General features: G+C 64.5%; 18 protein-coding genes. 12 read left to right on the top strand and 6 right to left on the bottom strand.

The window, feature by feature from the left end:
- Positions 1-128: 128 nt before the first annotated feature.
- Genes PG2T_RS06500 through PG2T_RS06485 form a run of 4 tightly spaced genes read right to left on the bottom strand, consistent with a single transcriptional unit; the run spans position 129 to position 7297 of the window.
- Positions 129-2201: an AIPR family protein gene (locus PG2T_RS06500; RefSeq protein ID WP_068803609.1), complete on the bottom strand. Its 2073-nt coding sequence runs from the start codon at positions 2199-2201 to the stop codon at positions 129-131.
- Positions 2201-3166 carry a PD-(D/E)XK motif protein gene (locus tag PG2T_RS06495; RefSeq protein ID WP_068803607.1) on the bottom strand — a complete coding sequence of 322 codons (966 nt, stop codon included), beginning with the start codon at positions 3164-3166 and terminating at the stop codon, positions 2201-2203. Before PG2T_RS06495 ends, PG2T_RS06500 begins: the two co-directional genes overlap by 1 nt.
- Entirely contained in the window at positions 3159-5822 is a 2664-nt protein-coding gene (locus PG2T_RS06490) for a Z1 domain-containing protein (protein WP_068803605.1), read from the bottom strand. The genes PG2T_RS06495 and PG2T_RS06490 overlap by 8 nt, the downstream gene beginning before the upstream one ends.
- Positions 5819-7297, bottom strand: a complete 1479-nt coding sequence (locus tag PG2T_RS06485) for an ATP-binding protein (RefSeq protein WP_068803603.1) — start codon at positions 7295-7297, stop codon at positions 5819-5821. The genes PG2T_RS06490 and PG2T_RS06485 overlap by 4 nt, the downstream gene beginning before the upstream one ends.
- A 144-nt stretch (positions 7298-7441) precedes the next feature.
- Between PG2T_RS06485 and PG2T_RS06480 the strand changes: the two genes are divergently transcribed.
- Complete coding sequence (locus tag PG2T_RS06480) at positions 7442-7888, top strand: very short patch repair endonuclease (RefSeq protein ID WP_068803601.1); 447 nt, start codon at positions 7442-7444, stop codon at positions 7886-7888.
- Here the strand turns inward: PG2T_RS06480 and PG2T_RS06475 are convergent.
- Both PG2T_RS06475 and PG2T_RS06470 read right to left on the bottom strand, forming a co-directional pair.
- Complete coding sequence (locus PG2T_RS06475; protein ID WP_068803599.1) at positions 7885-9504, bottom strand: DNA cytosine methyltransferase; 1620 nt, start codon at positions 9502-9504, stop codon at positions 7885-7887. The genes PG2T_RS06480 and PG2T_RS06475 overlap by 4 nt on opposite strands.
- Positions 9505-9565: 61 nt before the next feature.
- Positions 9566-9766 carry a helix-turn-helix domain-containing protein gene (locus PG2T_RS06470; RefSeq protein ID WP_068807869.1) on the bottom strand — a complete coding sequence of 67 codons (201 nt, stop codon included), beginning with the start codon at positions 9764-9766 and terminating at the stop codon, positions 9566-9568.
- A 222-nt stretch (positions 9767-9988) separates the two neighbouring features.
- Between PG2T_RS06470 and PG2T_RS06465 the strand changes: the two genes are divergently transcribed.
- The 11 genes from PG2T_RS06465 to radC all read left to right on the top strand — a co-directional run bounded on the left by PG2T_RS06465 (position 9989) and on the right by radC (position 19152).
- On the top strand, positions 9989-10336 hold the full coding sequence (locus tag PG2T_RS06465; protein WP_068803597.1) for an integrative conjugative element protein, RAQPRD family: 348 nt from the start codon (positions 9989-9991) through the stop codon (positions 10334-10336).
- The gene (locus tag PG2T_RS06460; protein ID WP_068803595.1) at positions 10333-10572 is read left to right on the top strand and encodes a TIGR03758 family integrating conjugative element protein; all 240 of its coding nucleotides are present in this window, start codon (positions 10333-10335) and stop codon (positions 10570-10572) included. Before PG2T_RS06465 ends, PG2T_RS06460 begins: the two co-directional genes overlap by 4 nt.
- Before the next feature lie 22 nt (positions 10573-10594).
- The gene (locus PG2T_RS06455; RefSeq protein ID WP_068803593.1) at positions 10595-10963 is read left to right on the top strand and encodes a TIGR03745 family integrating conjugative element membrane protein; all 369 of its coding nucleotides are present in this window, start codon (positions 10595-10597) and stop codon (positions 10961-10963) included.
- Positions 10964-10974: 11 nt separating this feature from the next.
- Positions 10975-11385, top strand: a complete 411-nt coding sequence (locus PG2T_RS06450; RefSeq protein ID WP_068803590.1) for a TIGR03750 family conjugal transfer protein — start codon at positions 10975-10977, stop codon at positions 11383-11385.
- Complete coding sequence (locus tag PG2T_RS06445) at positions 11382-12074, top strand: PFL_4703 family integrating conjugative element protein (RefSeq protein ID WP_068803588.1); 693 nt, start codon at positions 11382-11384, stop codon at positions 12072-12074. The genes PG2T_RS06450 and PG2T_RS06445 overlap by 4 nt, the downstream gene beginning before the upstream one ends.
- Positions 12071-12985: a TIGR03749 family integrating conjugative element protein gene (locus PG2T_RS06440; protein ID WP_068803585.1), complete on the top strand. Its 915-nt coding sequence runs from the start codon at positions 12071-12073 to the stop codon at positions 12983-12985. The genes PG2T_RS06445 and PG2T_RS06440 overlap by 4 nt, the downstream gene beginning before the upstream one ends.
- Complete coding sequence (locus PG2T_RS06435) at positions 12975-14408, top strand: TIGR03752 family integrating conjugative element protein (RefSeq protein WP_068803583.1); 1434 nt, start codon at positions 12975-12977, stop codon at positions 14406-14408. The genes PG2T_RS06440 and PG2T_RS06435 overlap by 11 nt, the downstream gene beginning before the upstream one ends.
- Complete coding sequence (locus PG2T_RS06430) at positions 14389-14823, top strand: TIGR03751 family conjugal transfer lipoprotein (protein ID WP_068803581.1); 435 nt, start codon at positions 14389-14391, stop codon at positions 14821-14823. The genes PG2T_RS06435 and PG2T_RS06430 overlap by 20 nt, the downstream gene beginning before the upstream one ends.
- Entirely contained in the window at positions 14823-17705 is a 2883-nt protein-coding gene (locus tag PG2T_RS06425) for a conjugative transfer ATPase (protein WP_068803579.1), read from the top strand. Before PG2T_RS06430 ends, PG2T_RS06425 begins: the two co-directional genes overlap by 1 nt.
- A 13-nt stretch (positions 17706-17718) precedes the next feature.
- On the top strand, positions 17719-18462 hold the full coding sequence (locus tag PG2T_RS06420) for a DsbA family protein (RefSeq protein WP_068803577.1): 744 nt from the start codon (positions 17719-17721) through the stop codon (positions 18460-18462).
- A 195-nt stretch (positions 18463-18657) separates the two neighbouring features.
- Entirely contained in the window at positions 18658-19152 is a 495-nt protein-coding gene (radC, locus tag PG2T_RS06415; protein WP_068803575.1) for a RadC family protein, read from the top strand.
- The last annotated feature ends 117 nt before the right edge of the window (positions 19153-19269 follow it).

Here is a 19269-nt window from a genome sequence, read left to right as displayed (position 1 = left end):
AATAGGCCAACCAAGTGGGCCATCTTGCGCTACAGGCGTCCCTGCACCACTGCTGATGCTGCTCGCGCTGGCAGTAAACATCGCTGTGGGTAGCTTCACGCAGGATTAGGGACTCTTCAATCCTTCGGTCAGGGATCACTCACAACCACGCCTTCCAGCCGCCCCTTGTCGAGAATCTCCAGCAACACCACACTCTGCTTTTCTGTCGGGAGCTTGGAGCGACCCTGCATGGCAACTCTGAGCACGCCGTCTTCCTTCGGCGTGAGCAGACCCTTCTCAAGCAACGACTGATGGATGCGAGCCCATTCCGCAGCGGGAACGGTCAGCACTTTTCGTTGCGCCTCGATGCCGTTGTCGATCCTCTGCGTCTGCTTCGCAGCCTTCACGATCGCTGCCTGATCATCCTGCGGTACAAGTCGATCGTAGAACTCGGACGGTAGGAGATTGGCGATCGCTTCGCTACGAGCCTGTATCCTCGTCCAGCACGCCTCCTTCTTGCACCACTCGGAAATGTTGGAAACGCCTTGCGGCGGGTGGATGATGGCGTCGTTCACGACCCCTGACACGACAGCGATGGCACTTTCGAGCACTGGGTCGACCTTCTGTGCATTCCAGATGCCCAGAAAGTCGATGCTCTCCTTCCTGCGCTTCGTGATGTCACCGAGTACCGCCAACGTGTAGGCCACGATATTTGCTCGGTATCCGCCGTTGTACCAAGGCTGCGCAGAAACAATGCGCTCCGTGGCGCGGAAGATCAGCCCGCGCGCGACAGCCCTCTTGAAATAGAACTCATTGAACGCGTCGGAAGATTTTTCCCACTCGCTGCCGATTCGGGCGGCGTAGCGCGCAAAGTTCTTCTGGGAGCCAAGATTCACCCACTTGGGGTGGTCATCCCAGACATTCTCGAACTTCGCAAGGTCCGTCTTCGTGAACATCTGTGGCTTGGGATGCTCCGCCTTGAATCGACGCTGCTCCGCAGGTGTGAGCTTCGACTGTGCATCGGCATACTGGCCGCGTGCGCGCTCATAAAACCACCTCGTCTCGCGCGGGGCGCCCTTCTGCGCCGGCGCCCAGATCCGCCGGGAAAACCCTTCCATCCGCACATGGAACGGGTGGTTCGAGAAGAAGTCGGCGGCATTCACCCGATTCTGGGTGTTCGCGTACTCCGATATCCTTGGAACGACCGTTTCGCTCTGTTGGCTATCGATGACAGACAGCTTCAACTGGACGAATATCTGGGAAAGATCTGCCTTGTCCCGCTTCCGTGTATGGAACAGCGATGCCGTGGTCTGGCCCCCATTGACGATTTGAAGGTCGACAACCCTTGTGATCGCCAGACCGAAATCCGTCGTCGCGGTCTCGACACTCTGCGCAGTGGCCGTGATCCCGTTGTTGTACGCAAAGAACATTCCCGGCTCGTTCAGGATCGTTGCCCTTATTCCCTGGTTCACATTGCCGCGGGCCTGCAGGAATGTTCGGACGTTCTGCTCAAGCAAACGCGCTCCGAATCTCTCGTACAGGGTCGCCAGCACCTCGGCAGGCATGACCATGAGATAGGATTGATAGGCGTCGGTCCCCAAGTGTGCGGGAAGGCATGCGATACCCTTGCCGAACATCTGCTCGAAGTCGAGGTCGAGTGGCTCCTTGTGGCTGCGGGAGCTTCGTTGACGATGAAGTCGTGAGATGTCCCAGATGTGGTGAGCAGCCGGAACACCTGCCACTTCCGTATCGGGAAGGGCCTGAATCTTCTCGCTGAGCGTGCGCTCGGAGAAGAGAACCAGGTTGACCTGCCGAATGGCGTCCTTGCGATCCGCAATCTGCCTGGCAAGGCCGTACTCCGGCGATGTGACCTCCAGTTCGCCGGCCAAGCCCTTGTTGGCACTGGCCTCGAAGAAGTTGGCAACACGCTTGAATGCCGCGGCCACTTCCGTTCTGGTGAGCGATGCCAGCTCGTTTCGGGAGTCGAAGTCCGCGATGAAGAGATCCAGAACTCCTTCGTCACTGAACCAGTAGCCGTCCACGCGCATGCCACGCTGCGCCCGGAAATGGCAGAATTCAAAACCTTCCGTGAACCCTGTCTCGACAAGGTCGTTCGCGATGGCCTCCATGAATTCGGAAAGCTGGAAGCTGCCATTGGCTTCGGCGCCCGCCAACAGTTCCTGTCGGAAGTCGTGGAAGAAATCTTCGTCGGTCTGCTCCATCAATCCTCCCCGAAGATAGCTGCTTCGTCACACTCGCAGGGAGCAATCGTTTCCAGCCTGATGTCGTAGGCCACGTTGGCAATCCCTGTCGGCAGTTGCGACCGCATGAGACGCGGAAAACCGTCACCGACACGATAGCTGCACACGTCGCTGACGACAAAGCGAGGCTCATCGTAGTCAGGGAGCGGGGCATAGCCGTGCGCAACCAGCTTCCTGTCAAAGGCCTCGACGGCGTCCGCCTCGCCGAGACGCGCCTGGACTGCAGCGACGATCTCGTTGAGCGATCGGGCTCCTGCCGCGTCGGCCAAGCTGCTCAGCCTGTACACGCGCAGGAACAACGCATCGTTCAGGGATTCAAGCTGGTCTTCTGACGAAATGCGGATGCTACTCCGCTCTGCCCCCGAGAGCGATTTGACCTCGACGGCTGTGTTGCCGAACATGAAATCCTGATGTGATCGCTCCGGACCGAGCCAGGCTCCGACGGCGGCACCGCTCGACATCTGCCGATCGATCAGTTCCGTCAGGAAGACGATTTCGGCGAAGAGACCGCGCACTTCCTCGATGGACAGGTGCTGACTCCGGCCTGACAGGAAGGTCTTCCAACGGCGGATGTGTGCCAGAGAGACCGCGAGAGAACTCGCCGAGTCGGTGGCGTGCTCCAGCGACGATGCAAGGGTGCGGCACAGTCCTTCGAAGAGATCGCGGTCGACCTGCCTTTCAAGGGCGAGGACCAAGTGTTGCTGCCCCTGATCTCCGGCACGAAGATCGACATCGATGCCGTTCACAGTGACCGCGCTCTTCCGATACTGGGCTGCGTGGTCGCCCTGAAGCTCCACGATGAACAGGCAGGCGCCACCGGCATCGCGTCCCCAGAAACAGGGCACGGCCGTTCCCACCGCAACCTGGCGGACATTGAAGTCCGCTCCCGGAACGGCGATGTCATCCCACGGAGAAGACTCAGGCATCGTAGTCATCCTCGTCGTCAGGATCGTCGGCGTAACCCTGCATCTGCTGCAGCCAGACCTTGTTCACGACGACGTTGATGGTCGTCGAATAGTCCCCGTAGGGAAAGCTGACGCCAAAGGCGGCGATCGGTCCCGTCACGGCCTCGCCCTTGGGCTCCAGGCTGTGAATCATGAGGAGCGGCTTGTTCCGGACCATGCGGTAATGCGCGTCGGATACCGCTCCTAAGCCATCTTCGCCGCCAGCCAGCGTCCTGGCCTCATTGCGTTGTGCGTCGCTGAGCCCGAGCTTCTCGTCGCCACGCGAGGCAACCCTGTCCTTGTTCAGGCGCCACGAAGTGCCGTTCGGCTGATCCTTCCCGACGACGCGCACCTGATTCCTCAGGGTGAACGGATGTTCACCCCCTGAGCCACCCGAAGGCGAAATCAGCAGAACATCGGCCAGCGGGCGCTTCGTCGCGATCCGTTCGAGATAGCTCACCACGTCCGACTTCTGTCCGGCAAAGGTCGAATGGCATTCGAACCGGGTGAGGAAGTCGTCGATCACCTCGACAGGCACGTCCCTGAAGATGACGCCCTTTTCGGTGGACTCCTCCGGTCGCCCGCCGAATCCACTTCGCCAGTGATCGCCGATCAGCGCAAGGTTCCTAGCATTCACGTCGGGGTCGGTGGAGACAATGTAGCTCTCCCGCAATCGCCCACTGAAACTCTGCTCGACCGTGACCTCCTGGCCGGATCGCATCTTGTTCGCCGCCGTGATCAGCAGGCTGTCCGGATGCGAGCGGACGTACAGGCCAAAATCCTTCGGGCTGAGGCGATCGCGCCGCATGCGCTTGACCTGCTGTACAAGCTCCTCGGCGGCATCGGCGATGTGGGAGTACCAGTTGATCGAATCGCGGGAGAGATGGACGCGGCAGAGGTCCTCGAAGCCCGGCCGGTAACCGAACCAGCGGCCCATCTGCATGAGGGTGTCGTACATTTTCGTGTTGCGGTACATGTAGCTGACGGTCAACCCCTCGATGGTCAGGCCTCGGGAGAGGCTCAGACCACCGACCGCGACCGCGGTCAACCCGACTCCTTCCTTCGCGTAGCGGGCGTAGTCGAGCACCTCGTCACTCTTGCTGTTGATGACATAGAGGTGGAGGTGCTCGAAGACGCCGCTGAGGGCAGCCTTCACTTCCGCCCAAGTAAGCCCAGCATCGGCGTACTCGGCATCGAAGGCGCGCTTCAGGCCCTGCATGTACGTGTTTCTTGAGGAAACCTCTTCCTGCATCGCGTAGTTGGCGAGAACCGCTTCCCTGATCTTCTTCTCCCTGAGACTCAGGAAGTCACGCACGGCCTTCTGAACGGGCACGAAGCGCGACACGTTGACCATCATTGAGCAATGACTGCCGGTTTGCCCGCGCAGGTTTCGGATGGCGCGAGCGATGACGAACTCGTCGAGTGCGCGATAGAGGCTGGGGGGCAACTCGTGGACCGCGTCGTCCCGCTTGTGGTTGTAGGGGATAAAGTCCTCGCAGTCGTCGATCGGCTTCACGATGGACTGGCTCGTCTCGTCGTCAAGGAACACCTTCTCCGCGCCAAAATACGTCGTCGGCGCATCCAGGCAATAGATGAAGTCCCGAGGGAACAGATCGTCGCGCACATCCGGATCATAAGCGTCAGGATTGATGAAGATGTTGGCAAACGGGGTTGCCGTATAGCCAACATAGCACGACTTCGCGAAAAGACTGAGTATTTCTCTGATCCTTGCATTGGTCTTGGTTGGATCAATATCGTCCTTATTTGTATTTATCGAAGCGTTGTCAGCCTCATCATCGATCAGCAACATGGGCACGTCGCGGATCTGCCCATCTCCGGCAGTATTCAGCTCCCTTAGCCAGCGATGAAGCGCTGTCAGAGTACTGACGTTCTTCTTGATGACCAAGATGATGGGCTTGCTGAAATCATTGAGCTCCCAACCACTCTCAGTTGCTGTCTTCTTGTTGAAGTCGCTGTTAACGTTTGTCAGTGTTGCCGGATGTGGGTATCCGTGACCGAGACCCACACCTATTTTTTTTCGTCCATCTACAGGATCGCTTGACCGGCCAATAAACGCTTCGTCTATTCGCTGCTGCGTCTGCTTGCGCAGATTGTTGTGAATGCCGGCAATGACGACGATGAACTTGTAGCCGGCGTCGGCGGCGCGTGCTATCAGGCCCGTGTAGTTGGCCGTCTTGCCCGACTGCACATGACCGATGACGAGGCCGCGACGGTTCCAGGTTGTGCCCTCGCTCAACGGATCCTGCAGGTGGCCAAGAATGCGGGTCGTCACATCACTCAGCGACTGGACCATCTGCGGTGGCCAACCCTCCTTGAGGAGAAAGTTTCCATAGGATTCCGCATACGTCCAGGCGACATCCTCACGCTTGTGGACCCACTGATCATCATGCTTCGCGGTGACATCCACCAGCGAAACACCTGCCCCCATACGCGTGTCGATCGAGATCATCGCCTCGGTGACGATATTGCGGAGATCGCCCGTATAGCCGAAGATCGAGGCGATCTGTCTCGCCTTGTCCTCCACCTGCTCCCGCGTTGGCGTCTCAGGCAGGTTGGCAAGGCCCGAGATGAGCGCGTTGGCAATGTTTCGTTCTTCCGTGATGACTGTGAGACTCATGCAAAGGTCTCCCTGATGAATTTTTCGACCAGTTCAATCTGGCTATTGAAAAGGTGCGTCGAGCGCGCGATCTGGAGGAAGGCATTCGGATCGCCCGGCCCGTCGCCGTAGAGCACCTTTCTGAGACTCTTCAGGCGCTCCAGAGTTTGGCCTTCATCCACCACCCTCTGGTTGATCTCGCGCGGATGGGTCGAGTAATCGGAGTAGATCATCTCCACCGGCAGGGAGGCAGCAATCGAATCCAGCAGGACACGAAGCAGATCCGCATCCTCGGCCGAGAGTCTTGTGTCCAAAGATGCAATGAGCGGGTGCTGCGCGTTGATTCCGAAACGGATGCCGCCGTGGTCGGCGTAGCGCTCCCAGAACGGGGCTTGGCTTTCCTGAAAAAGCTTTTGCCCGCGTGCCCGATGCACCGTCACGCTGCGGGCAGTGATCCTGTTGATGATCTGACGCAGCCGCTCCCGCACTCCATGCGGCGGGCGGGCGCGGGACTTCTTGATGTCGATGGTCCAAGCTTCGTCCAGACTGTTGGGAAAGTCGATCTGTACCCGCGCCAACTTGGTGGCCTCGCCCTTCGGCACGAGTCTGAACCAGTCACCCCAGACCATCAGGCGGCCGTTTCGATAGACGTAACCCCCCTGATTGGAGATGAAGTCACTGCGATCTTGGTAGTAGTCGTACTCGGACGCGGACAGACGACTGTGGTGCGGAAGCACGTAGGGCTGAAGGCGCACCTCGGCCTCGCCGATCCGGACGATCTCCTCTGGAAGCACTTGGGTGGCAGGATTCTTCCTGCAGAAAGGATCGAATGCCGGAATCGGACGACCATTGACGGTGAGAGAAATCTTGGAATGTCCCTTGATCTCACCCGAGAGAAAGCGGTGAAAGACAAGTGACAGATGTCTGCCCACGGCCTCAAGCTTCTCATTGACGATCTCGTCTCGACGATCCCCGGCCTCGTCCTCCATCAATCGGTCGAGCTCTCGCCAGATAACGGCCGTGCCCCGGCCGCCGAGCCGCTCGACATAAGGCAGCCCATGGATGTCCGCATCGTCCAGGATGGACAGAAGCCAGTCATCGGCAGCATCGATGCGATCCAGATTCCATTCGGCCCCGCAGCCAGTTCCATCGCGTGTGCTCACGACGGTCAGCGAGCGGCATTGCGAAAACGAGGCTGTCTTCAGGCCGAGGCCGAAGCGCCCAAGATCCTGCGGCGACCGATGCTGCCTGGGGTTGCCGGTCCCATGACGCATCGCATCGAGCAGTTGGTCTTCCGTCATCCCCCTGCCGTTGTCGAGGACGACCATCACAGGATGCTCACCAGACACGTCGCAAATGATGTCGATGGTGTCCGCGCCAGCGGAAATGCTGTTGTCGACCAGATCGGCAATCGCAGTTTCGAGCGAGTACCCAAGGTCCCGCATCGATTCGGATAGGCATGCCGCGCTCGGCGGATGACTGCGATCACGAGCCATCGGCGTCCCCTTGCGTCGTCCCGTGAGTCAAGCGCATGGTAAGCTCCGGGTTGCTGCTTCGGGCGTCTTCGTCAGTTCGCATTGCGAAGCAGGCGCGCGGAACTGCCATTTCTGCAGACATTCAGGCGGAAGCTCTTCAAGACCATGCGCGTTCCGACCACTCCGCAGCGCAGCCGCGTGATGTCGAGCATTCGCGGAAAGAACACCCGGCCGGAACGGATACTTCGCTCCCTTCTTTTCGCCAGGGGCTTTCGATATCGACTTCATGTGCGGGGGCTGCCCGGGTCCCCCGACCTTGTGTTCCCGAAGCGCAGAGCAGTGGTGTTCGTCCATGGCTGCTTCTGGCACCGACATGAAGGCTGTCGCTACACAACCACCCCCAAGACCAATGAAGAATTCTGGCGGCAGAAATTCCAGGGAAATGCCGCTCGCGACAGGCGCCATGCGGAGATGCTCCATGCTGTCGGCTGGCGTGTGGCGGTCGTCTGGGAGTGCGCCTTGAAGCACTCGGTCGAGGAGACTGCGCAAGCGGTTGGGGAGTGGCTGCATGGCGATCAGGATGTCCTGGTGATTGGTCAGAGCACTGACTAGCCCGCTTCGGCAAGCACCGGAAACTGTTCCGGCAGGTTTCGCGGCACGCTTCCTGCAGGCATCTTCTGTACGGCATCACCAGCCTGCCTCCGCGTGCCCCTGCTCATCTCGTTCAGAAGGCTACGAACGATCTTGGCCAGTTTGTGGGCAAGCAACGGAGGCACCGCGTTCCCGACCTGGGTGTACTGCTCCGTGCGGGTGCCCGCGAAGACATAGTTGTCGGGAAACGTCTGGAGCCGTGCTGCTTCCCTGACGGTGAGACTCCTGCATTGGGAGGCGTCGTAGTGGATGTAGTAGTGCCCGTCCTTGGCAATGTGAGCGACCACTGTGGTTGACGGTTCGTCCCTGCATTGCACGCGGAAGCGATCCTTGAACGGGATGGCATCAAAGTCCCCGGCGAAACGCACATTCAGATGATCGGGCAAAAGCTTGGGAGGGAACACATCCAGCCGTGGACAATATCCCCATAAATGCGCGAAACTTGCTGAGAAAAGGTAGCGGGCGAGATCCGATTCCATGTGCGCACGCCCTTCATGCTGACAGACGCCACCGACGCTTCGATCGTGCACCCATCGCTGAAGCTCGGTCCGCCTTTTCGGTCCTCTGTAGCGTCGCAAAATGAAGGCGCTGCCGGTCGTTGTGCTGGTTGCCGCAGCGGCGAAGGCGCGCATTGTCTCGATCACGACAGACTCGCTTTCCGCCCTCCATCCCTTGACGTAAGAAGGGGCAGCCTGAACAGCCTTGCGCCATGCCTCCACTGAATCGCCACGCGACAGCTTGCTGCGGATTCGGGGAAGGTCGTCGATGGCCTGCCTGACCGTGACGGCCCTTGCTACTGGTGCCAGCAACTGGTGTTGAGGCATGTGGAGCGCCTTTCTCACTCCGAGCAGGATAACGCGATGCCTGCTTTGCGGGATCCCATGACGCTCCGATTGGATGAGATAATCGGTGGGGACCAGCGCACTGCCGTCGCCCTTCTTGGTGAAGGATCGGATCTCATATTCGAGCCCCTCGGTCGGCATCGAAAGATCCCCAATGATCTTCTCGAACATCGGGTCGCCGGAGTGCTTTGAGGAAAGCAGACCCTTGACATTTTCCATCACGAAGAGAGTAGGCTTGTGCACGTGGATGATTCGCAGGTACTCCCTGTAGAGGAGGTGCTTTTCATCCTTGTGAAAGTCCTTGTCGTTGGTGCGCCGGGAGCGCCCCGCCAGTGAGTACGCCTGACACGGCGGGCCGCCGATCAGCACCCAGGTTTCCTGCCCCTTGAGTGCAGCACGAATTTCCCTGTCGATACTGGCCTCATCGGACTTGCCAAGCTCTAGGCACCTCGCCTCGGTGGCAGCATGCTCGAATGCGCTGGCCACGGCCGGGATCCTGCGGAAAGCGGCCTCGTCTATCTCGCCCCGTATGTAGCGGTAGTAGTGCCTGACGTCCTCGGTGCCACGCAGACGCCTGAACACTGCCCTAAGCGTCAGCGTGCGATGTGCGACAGGATCCCGTTCGATTGAAAGGGCGATTTCGAAGAACGGCTTCCCCTTGTGCCCCCGCAGGGAAGCAAACCCTTCCCCGAGTCCTCCTGGGCCAGCAAAGAGGTCAATTATGGGAACTGGCACGCCAGCGGTTCTCCACCGAGTTTTTTCCCGGATGTGATTCGCGCGCCGATTCGATGCAGTGTCACTTCGCCCCCCGCTTCGTCTTGGTGATGCTTTCGGCGATCCACCGATCCAGCTCTAAGCGGCGGAAGCGCCAAGTGCCTCCAAGCTTGAACGCCGGAATCTTTCCTTTCTGAGCAAGGCGATAGACGGTCCGTTTCCCGGCCTTAAGGTAGGCCGAGACCTCCTCGAGCGTGATGATCTCGCTTTCGAAGTCAGTCATCATCCGGAACCCATCCGATCTGCCCTTGTGAGAACTACCGTTGCCAAGTTTGGCCAATACTACCAAGTTGCGATAGACGTGGCCAATCGTGATCGCGGGAGCTTTGCACGGTTGATAGCAGATCGCCTGGGAAATCCGGTCATGCCGTGGTTCCCATTCCCTGCGGCGTAAAGAGAGAGCCCGCCGCAGCATCGTGCCATCCGCATCAAGGGAAGAGGCACGATGGGACAGACCAGCCGCCGCACATCCGCATGGCCTGCGCTTGCCGTGTTGCTCTCGGCCATGCAACCCGCCATCGCCGACGACACCCCGGAGCGTGAGCAGCTCGCCGCGCTCGCCCGCCAACTCGACCTGATGGACCGCCTCGCCGAGCACGCCGCCAATACCGCTCCGCAGGAACGCGTTCGCTACCACTTCGACTACGCCCGGCTGCGCGCCGACCTGAACCGCGTTCGCGCCGGCGTGCAGGACTACCTCGTGCCCCAGCGCGCCCAGCCGCGCGATCCCGTCCCGCTGGCCGGCGATTACGTCCGCCGCGACCGCGCCGACGACGAGGAGCCGTCGCCATGACGCCCTCTGCCGATCAGGTCGCCGCATTCCAGGCCAACGGCGGCTTTGCGCCTTCGGCCGTCTCCGCCGTGGTGCTGGGCTTCGTGTTCGCCGTGGTGCTGCTGTGGGGCGTGTGGGCCATGCGCACCGCCTACGTCGGCTGGGCCGAGCACCGCATCACCGAACGTCAGTTCCTCGCCGTCGTCGTGCGCTTCGTGGCGATGTATCTGGTGCTGACCTTCTTCCTCCTGTCCTGACCGTCACGAAAGGCCATACGCCATGAACATGCGACCGACACCCTATCGCATTCCGTCCCGCATCGCCGCACCGCTGCTGCCGCTGGCGCTCGCGGGCCTGCCGCTGTCGGTCTTCGCGCAGGGCCTGCCGACCATGGAAGACCCATCGCGCGGCCAGGGCAGCGGCATCCTCCAGACCTTGCAGAACTACGGCTACGACATCGTGCTGCTGATCGCGCTGCTGGTGGTCGCCTCGATGTTCGTCGGTGTCTGCTATCACGCCTATGCGCGCTACTCGGAGATCCACACCGGCCGCGCCACCTGGGGCCAGTTCGGCCTGACGGTCGCCGTGGGCGCGCTCCTGCTGGTGGTCGGCATCTGGCTGCTCACCGAGGCCACCGGCGTGCTGTGAGGGGGCAAGCGATGGCCGTCCCGTCGGAGACCCCGGGCGACACGCTGGTGACCTTCCTGCCGCACCGGCTGAACCGCCAGCCGGTGGTCGTGCGCGGGCTGACCGCCGACGAGCTGTGGATCTGCGCCGGCCTGTCGGCCGCAGCCGGGTTCGCGCTCGGCCTGCCGCTGGCCTGGCTCACGCACAGCATCGCCATGGTGCCCACGCTGATCGTCGCCGGCATCGCGCTGGGCGTCTTCGTCGGCGGCGGCTTCCTGCGCGCGCAGAAGCGCGGCCGGCCCGACACGTGGCTGTACCGGCAGCTCCAGTGGCGGCTGGCCCTGCGGCATCCGGCGCTGGCAGCGCTCCTGGACGGGCAGCGCCTCATCACCCGCTCGGGCTGCTGGACGACCCGGCGCAGCACCGATCGAGGTGCGCCATGAGCCGTTTCAGGAACGAGGTTGCGCACCTGCAGGCGCACGTGAAGACGCTGCGTCTGGGGGCCGGCGCGCTGTTCGTGGTGGCGCTGCTGCTCGGCTTCGGTTGGTGGAGTGCACCGAAGAGTCTCACCATCCATGTGCCGCCGGACCTGCGCTCGGGCAGCACGCGCAAGTGGTGGGACGTGCCGCCCGAGAGCGTGTACGCCTTCTCGTTCTACATCTGGCAGCAGGTGCAGCGCTGGCCCACGAACGGCGAGGAAGACTACCCGCGCAACCTGCGCGCGCTGTCGGCCTACCTGACGCCGAGCTGCCGAGCCTTCCTCCAGCAGGACTACGAGTACCGGCGCGCCAGTGGCGAGCTGCGTCGGCGCGTGCGCGGCATCTACGAGATTCCCGGCCGCGGCTACGGCGACGATCCGGCCACGCGCGTCAAGGTGGTCTCGGCCCGCGACTGGATCGTCACGCTCGACGTGAGCGCGGACGAATACTACGACTCCGAGCAGGTCAAGCGCGCCCTGGTGCGCTACCCCATCAAGGTCGTCCGGCTGGACATCGACCCCGAGCGCAACCCCTTCGGTCTGGCGCTGGACTGCTACGCCGGCGCGCCCCAGCGCATCGAACCGCCGCCGGCGCCGCCCCAGGCCGGCGCGCCCGCCAAGGCCTCCGGCCACCTGCCGGGGGGCTTTCCATGAAGCATGCTGCCTCGTCGGCCCTGGCCGGCGTCCTGCTGACCCTCGGTTTCGTGCCGGCCAGCCAGGCCGTGGAAATCCTGCGCTGGGAGCGCCTGCCCCTGCCGGTGCCGCTGGTGGTCGGTCAGGAGCGCGTGGTCTTCATCGACCGCAACGTGCGCGTCGGCGTGCCGGCCGGCGTCGGCGACCAGCTGCGCGTGCAGAGTGCGGGCGGCGCGATCTACCTGCGGGCGAGCGAGCCGATTCCGCCCACGCGGCTGCAACTGCAGGACGTGGAATCCGGCGCGCTGATCCTGCTCGACATCGCCGCCGAGCCGGCAAGGGACGGCCAGGCGGCGCTGGAGCCGGTGCGCATCGTGGAAGCGGAAGCCCCCGCGAAGCGCTATGGCGGCGGCGCGGCAAGCGTCGCGGATGAGCAGGCCGATGCGCCCGCGGACGAATCCGTTCCCCGGCGCGAAACGCCGGTACCGGTCGTGCTGACGCGCCATGCCGCACAGAGCCTGTACGCGCCGCTGCGCACCGTCGAGCCGGTCGCCGGCATCGGGCGCGTGAACCTGCGTCGCGACCTCGCGCTGGACACCTTGCTGCCGACGCTGCCGGTGCGCGCGCGGGCACTGGCCGCGTGGCGCCTGGAAGACCAATGGGTGACGGCCGTGCGACTCACCAACACCTCGGCGCGCTGGCTCGACCTCGACCCGCGCGCCCTGCAGGGGAACTTCGTGGCGGCGACCTTCCAGCATCCGAACCTGGGGCCGGCCGGCACCCCGTCCGACACCACGGTGCTCTACCTGGTCACGCGCGGCCACGGCCTGGCCGAGTCGCTGCTGCCGGCGCTGAGCCCGATCGACGCCAGCGTGAACCTGCCGCCGGCCGCCGCGGCCGGCTCGACCGCAGGAGCGCGCGATGAGAAGTAATCCGCTGCTCAAGTGGCTGCTGATCCCGATGGCGCTGCTGCTGGTGTTCGTCGGCATCAGGCTGTTCTCCGGCGCCCCCGGCGGCCAGCCCACCCCCCAGGGCGCGGCCAGTACGCTCACGCCCGAGGAGATGAAGGCCCTTGGCATCGCCGGCGACACGCCGCGCGATACCGTCGCCACGCTGGTGGCCCAGGTGAAGCAGGTGCGCACCGAGCTGCAGGCCGCACTCGCCGACAACAGGCAGCACAAGGCCGAGAACGCGCGCCTGCGGGCGCGGGAAAGCGCGATCGACCAGCGCATCCACAGCGCGCTCGAAGACGAACGCAGCCGCCTGGAGCAGGAGCGCAACCGGGTGGCCAGCGACCGGCAGCAGACGCAGGGGCTGCTGCAGGATCTGCAGCGGCAGCTGGATGGCCTTGCCGGCAAGGGCGGCCCGTCCGACCTGCCGGTCGGACTAGGGCTGGAAGAGGGTGACGGCCAGCGCTTCGAGCGCGGCGCCGATGGCACGCAGTGGATCGAGCCCGACGATGCCAAGGCCGACGCCAGGGGCGGCAGCAAGGAGCCGGGCTTTCCTCCGAGCTTCGGGCCGGCCCAGAAAAGCCTCTCGGCCGCAGTGGATTCCGCCACGAACGTCGACGACTCCGCCGCGGCCGCATCCACCAAGGCCGTCTACACGGTGCCGTCGAACTCGACGCTCATGGGATCGGTTGCCATGACGGCGCTGATCGGGCGCGTACCGATCGACGGAACGGTCAACGACCCGTACCCATTCAAGGTGCTGATCGGCCCGGACAACCTCACGGCCAACGGCATCGACATCCCCGACGTGGCCGGGGCGGTGGTCAGCGGCACGGCCTCGGGCGACTGGACGCTCTCGTGCGTGCGCGGGCAAATCCGCTCGGTCACGTTCGTGTTCCAGGACGGCACCATCCGCACGGTGCCGGAGGACAGCGGCAAGGGCGACAGCGGCGGCGGCAACCCGGGCTACAACGGCGCCAGCATCCAAGGCGGCCTGGGCTGGATCAGCGACCCCTACGGCATTCCCTGCGTCAGCGGCGAGCGGCGCAGCAACGCCCAGCAGTACCTGGGCAGCCAGGCGCTCATCACCGCGGCCGGCGCCGGCGGGGCCTCGCTCATCAAGTCCGACAACGGCAGCGTGGCCGTGGTCGCCAACAGCAACGGCTCGCTGGGCACCGTCGGCATCAGCGGCAACGAAGCGATGGGCCGCATCCTCGCGGGCGGCGCGCGCGACATGGCCGATTGGGTCAACAAGCTCTACGGCCAGGCTTTCGCGGCGGTCTACGTGCAGCCCGGCGCCAAGGTGGCCGTGCATCTGGAGCAGCCGCTCGACATCGACCACGACGCCAAGGGGCGTCGGGTCCATCACCGCACCGGAGAAGCCCATGCCCCGGATCTGGATTGACGCGGCCGCCGTGCTGCTGGCGGCCGCCCTGCTCGGCGGCTGCGCCACCAGCAAGGAGAAGCTGCTGCCGCACGGCGACAGCACCATGCTCGACATCTGGCATCAGGAGACCGGCGGCAGCGCGGGCGGCGGCCAGGCCGCGCGGCAACTGCTCGATGCGCGCCAGGGCCTGCGCCGGCCGCTGACCGAGGCCGATGTGCAGGCGGCGCCCGGCGTGCAGGCGCGCTACACCCGTACCGCGCAGAACGAGATCTACCGCCAGTTCCATCGCCTGCCGAACCCCGACCTGGTGATGTACGTGTTCCCGCATCTGGCCGGCACCGATCCGGCGCCGGTGCCCGGCTACAGCACGGTGTTCCCGCTCTACCAGCGCGTGCAGTACGCGATGCCGGGCGAGCGCGTGGAGGACTACTGATGGCCTGGTCGCTGCCGTGGCCGCGCAAACCCGACGCATCGCCTGCCGACGCCGTGGATGCGGCCGATGATGCCTGGGCACGGCACGTGACTGCCCTGGCGGCACAGGGCGTCGCCGAGCCGGGCAGCGCGCTCGGCCGGGGCCGGCGCAGGCCGGCCACCCAGGCCGACCACGATGCGCTCTATGGCGTCGCGCCGTCGTTCGCGGACTTGCTGCCCTGGGTCGAGTACCTACCCGGCAGCAAGTGCATGTTGCTGGAAGATGGCCAGTCGGTGGCGGCCTTCTTCGAGCTGGCGCCGGTCGGCACCGAGGGCCGCGAGATGGCCTGGCTGTGGCAGGCGCGCGATGCGCTGGAGAACGCCCTGCAGGACGCCTTCGACGAGTTGGACGACAACCCCTGGGTGGTGCAGCTCTACGCCCAGGACGAGGCCGACTGGGACAACTATCTGCGTTCACTGGCGAACTATCTGCAGCCGCGTGCGCAGGGCAGCGCGTTCAGCGACTTCTACCTGCGCTTCTTCGCCCATCACCTGCAGGCCATCGCCAAGCCGGGCGGCTTGTTCGAGGACACCACGGTGACGCGCCTGCCGTGGCGCGGCCAGGTCCGGCGCGTGCGCATGGTGGTCTATCGCCGCACGTCCGCGGCCCCGCGGCGCGGCCAGTCGCCCGAGCAGGCGCTGACCACGACCTGCGACCGCCTGGTCGGCGGGCTGGCGAATGCCGGCGTGAAAGCTCGGCGTCTCGGCGCGGCGGACATCCACGCCTGGCTGCTGCGCTGGTTCAACCCGAACCCGACCCTGCTCGGCGCCACCGCCGAAGACCGGGAACGCTTCTACGCGCTGACCCGCTACCCGGAAGAGCGGCAGGAGGGCGAGATCGAACTCGCCAGCGGCACCGACTTCGCGCAGCGCCTGTTCTTCGGACAGCCCCGCTCGGACGTGCCCAACGGCCTTTGGTTCTTCGACGGCATGCCGCATCGGGTGATCGTGATGGATCGCCTGCGCACGCCGCCCGTGACGGGCCATCTGACGGGCGAGACGCGCAAGGGCGGCGATGCCATGAACGCGCTGTTCGACCAGATGCCCGAGGATACGGTGATGTGCCTGACGCTGGTCGCCACGCCCCAGGACGTGCTGGAGGCGCACCTCAACCACCTCGCCAGGAAGGCCGTCGGCGAGACCCTGGCCTCGGAGCAGACCCGGCAGGACGTGCAACATGCGCGCGGCCTGATCGGCAGCGCGCACAAGCTCTACCGCGGCGCACTGGCGTTCTACCTGCGCGGCCGTGACCAGGTCCAGCTCGATGCGCGCGGCCTGCAACTCGTCAACGTGATGCTCAACGCCGGCCTGCAACCGGTACGCGAACAGGACGAGGTGGCGCCGCTGAACAGCTATCTGCGCTGGCTGCCATGCGTGTTCGATCCGGCTGCCGACAAGCGCCAGTGGTACACCCAGCTCATGTTCGCGCAACACGCGGCGAACCTGGCGCCGGTCTGGGGCCGCAGCCAGGGCACGGGGCATCCGGGCATCACGTTCTTCAACCGCGGCGGCGGTCCGATCACCTTCGATCCGTTGAACCGCCTCGACCGGCAGATGAACGCGCATCTGTTCCTGTTCGGCCCCACGGGTTCGGGCAAGAGCGCGACGCTCAACAACATCCTGAATCAGGTGACGGCGATCTATCGGCCGCGCCTGTTCATCGTCGAGGCGGGCAACAGCTTCGGCCTGTTCGGCGACTTCGCGGCACGGCTGGGCCTCACCGTGCATCGGGTGAAGCTCGCGCCGGGCGCGGGCGTCAGTCTGGCGCCGTTCGCCGACGCCCGGCGGCTGGTCGATACGCCGAGCCAGGTACAGACGCTGGACGCCGATGCGCTCGACGAAGACCAGCCCGATGCCGGCATGGCCGTGGAAGGCGACGAGCAGCGCGACGTCCTCGGCGAGCTGGAGATCACTGCGCGACTGATGATCACCGGCGGCGAGGACAAGGAAGAAGCGCGCATGACGCGCGCCGACCGCAGCCTGATCCGGCAGTGCATTCTCGATGCGGCCCAGCATTGCGTGGCAGATAGACGCACGGTGCTCACGCGCGATGTGCGCGACGCGCTGCGCGAGCGCGCCCGCGACGCCACGCTGCCGGAGATGCGGCGCGCACGGCTGCTGGAGATGGCCGACGCCATGGACATGTTCTGCCAGGGCGTGGACGGCGAGATGTTCGACCGGCCCGGCACGCCGTGGCCCGAGGCGGACATCACCATCGTGGACCTGGCCACCTTCGCGCGCGAGGGCTATAACGCCCAACTCTCGATTGCCTACATCTCGCTCATCAACACCGTCAACAACATCGCCGAGCGCGACCAGTTCCTGGGCCGCCCGATCATCAACGTGACGGACGAAGGCCACATCATCACGAAGAACCCGCTGCTCGCGCCCTACGTGGTCAAGATCACCAAGATGTGGCGCAAGCTCGGCGCCTGGTTCTGGCTCGCCACGCAGAACCTGGACGATCTGCCGAAAGCGGCCGAGCCCATGCTCAACATGATCGAGTGGTGGATCTGCCTGTCAATGCCGCCCGATGAAGTGGAGAAGATCGCGCGCTTCCGCGAACTCAACGCGTCGCAGAAGGCGCTGATGCTCTCGGCCCGCAAGGAGGCCGGCAAGTTCTCCGAAGGCGTCATCCTGTCTAAGTCGATGGAGGTGCTGTTCCGCGCCGTGCCGCCCAGCCTCTACCTGGCGATGGCCATGACCGAGCCCGAGGAGAAGGCCGAACGCTTCCAGTTGATGCAGCGGCATGGCATCAGCGAGCTGGACGCCGCGTTGCGCGTGGCCGAGAAGATCGACCGTGCGCGCGGCATCGAACCTCTGGCGCTGGACACCTTGGCCTGACGGGCGCGACACGATGCGCATGCCCTCATTCGCCCGCCGTCATCCGAGGATCGGTTTGCTGATCGTGGCGACGATTGGGGTTGCCTCGTGGATGCTGCTGCGCGCGCCGCATCCGGCAACCGAGTCCATGTCCCCGGCCGCTGCCGGGTCCGAAGCGCCCAAACCGGCTGGCCCGCCCTGGCTGAATGGCCGTGCCGATGCGCGCTTTACGGTGGTCGGGTACGCCGACCTGGAGTGTCCGTACTGCCGGGCCTACTTCCCCGTGCTCAAGGGCTGGATCGACGCCCATCCCGAGGTGAACTGGCAGTGGCACCACCTGCCGCTGCCCATGCACATGCCGGCCGCGACCGACGGGGCACGCCTGGCCGAGTGCGCCGGCGAAGCCGGCGGACATGCCGCGTTCTGGCAGGCCGTGGCGTGGCTCTACGCGAACACCCGTGGCGACGGCCAGGGCCTGCCGGAGGGCCTGCGCTATCCCGCCCTCACGCCAGCCATGCAGGCTTGTCTCGACAGCGAGCGCCCCGATGCCGTCATCCATGCCCAGGCGGTGGAAGCGGCACGGCAGGGCATCGCGGCCACGCCGGCCCTGCAACTGCGCGACCGCGAGTCCGGCAAGACCCTCCTGCTGCACGGCCCCGTCGAAGGCGATGCCCTGCTGTCGGCCATCGACCTGCTCGCCGCCGGCAGCACGACCGCAGCCGAGCCCGCCCATCCCCCAGACATGCCCGCCGGCGTTGCCGGTGACATGCCCAGGTAGCCATCGATCTTCAAGGCTGCGGCGCGGCTCGTCCGCGCTGATCGAAACCCGTTCGCATCGCATCCCTGACGCGAACGGCCACCGCATCCGCGGTGGTGGATGCCCGCTCGTCGCCTGTTCCATTCCCATCGTCCCCAGGAGGGTTTGCCCTCCCGGGGGCAGGCGCCCTCCGATCTCATCCCTTGGAGGTTCGCCATGTCTCTAGTCATCGCCGATTCCCGCCCGGAGTCGCTCACCCTGATCGCCGCCCAGCACGAAGACTGGATCATCCAGCAGGCCATCACCCTGCTGGAGAATCGCGTGTTCAGGGCCGGTCCGGCGCTGGGCGGTCCCGCCGCCGTGCGCGATTACCTGCGCCTGAAACTGGTCGCGGAGCCGAACGAAATTTTCGCCGTCGTGTTTCTCGACAACCAGCACCACGTGCTCGCCTTTGAGCCGCTGTTCAAGGGCACGGTCGACCAGACTTCGGTGTATCCGAGGGTGGTGGTCCAGCGTGCGCTGGCGCTCAACGCTTCGGCGCTGATCCTGGCGCATCAGCACCCCTCGGGGACCACCGAACCATCGGCCGCTGATCGTGCGATCACCGAGCGGCTGAAGAGCGCCCTGGCCACCGTCGATGTCCGGGTGCTGGATCACTTCATCGTCGGCAAGGGCCGCCCGTACTCGTTCGCCGAAGCCGGCTTGTTGTAGTCCGCACCGCAGGCGTCCCTTCCGGGGCGCCTGTTCCTCTTGCCTCCACTAGAACTGCCATGGAACGTTCCGGTTGCCACGTTCGCGACGCATTCTGATGGTCACGATCTTCGGAAG

The organism is Immundisolibacter cernigliae (assembly GCF_001697225.1).
In the GTDB taxonomy this organism is placed as follows: domain Bacteria; phylum Pseudomonadota; class Gammaproteobacteria; order Immundisolibacterales; family Immundisolibacteraceae; genus Immundisolibacter; species Immundisolibacter cernigliae.
This window is presented reverse-complemented; position numbering and strand designations above follow the sequence as displayed.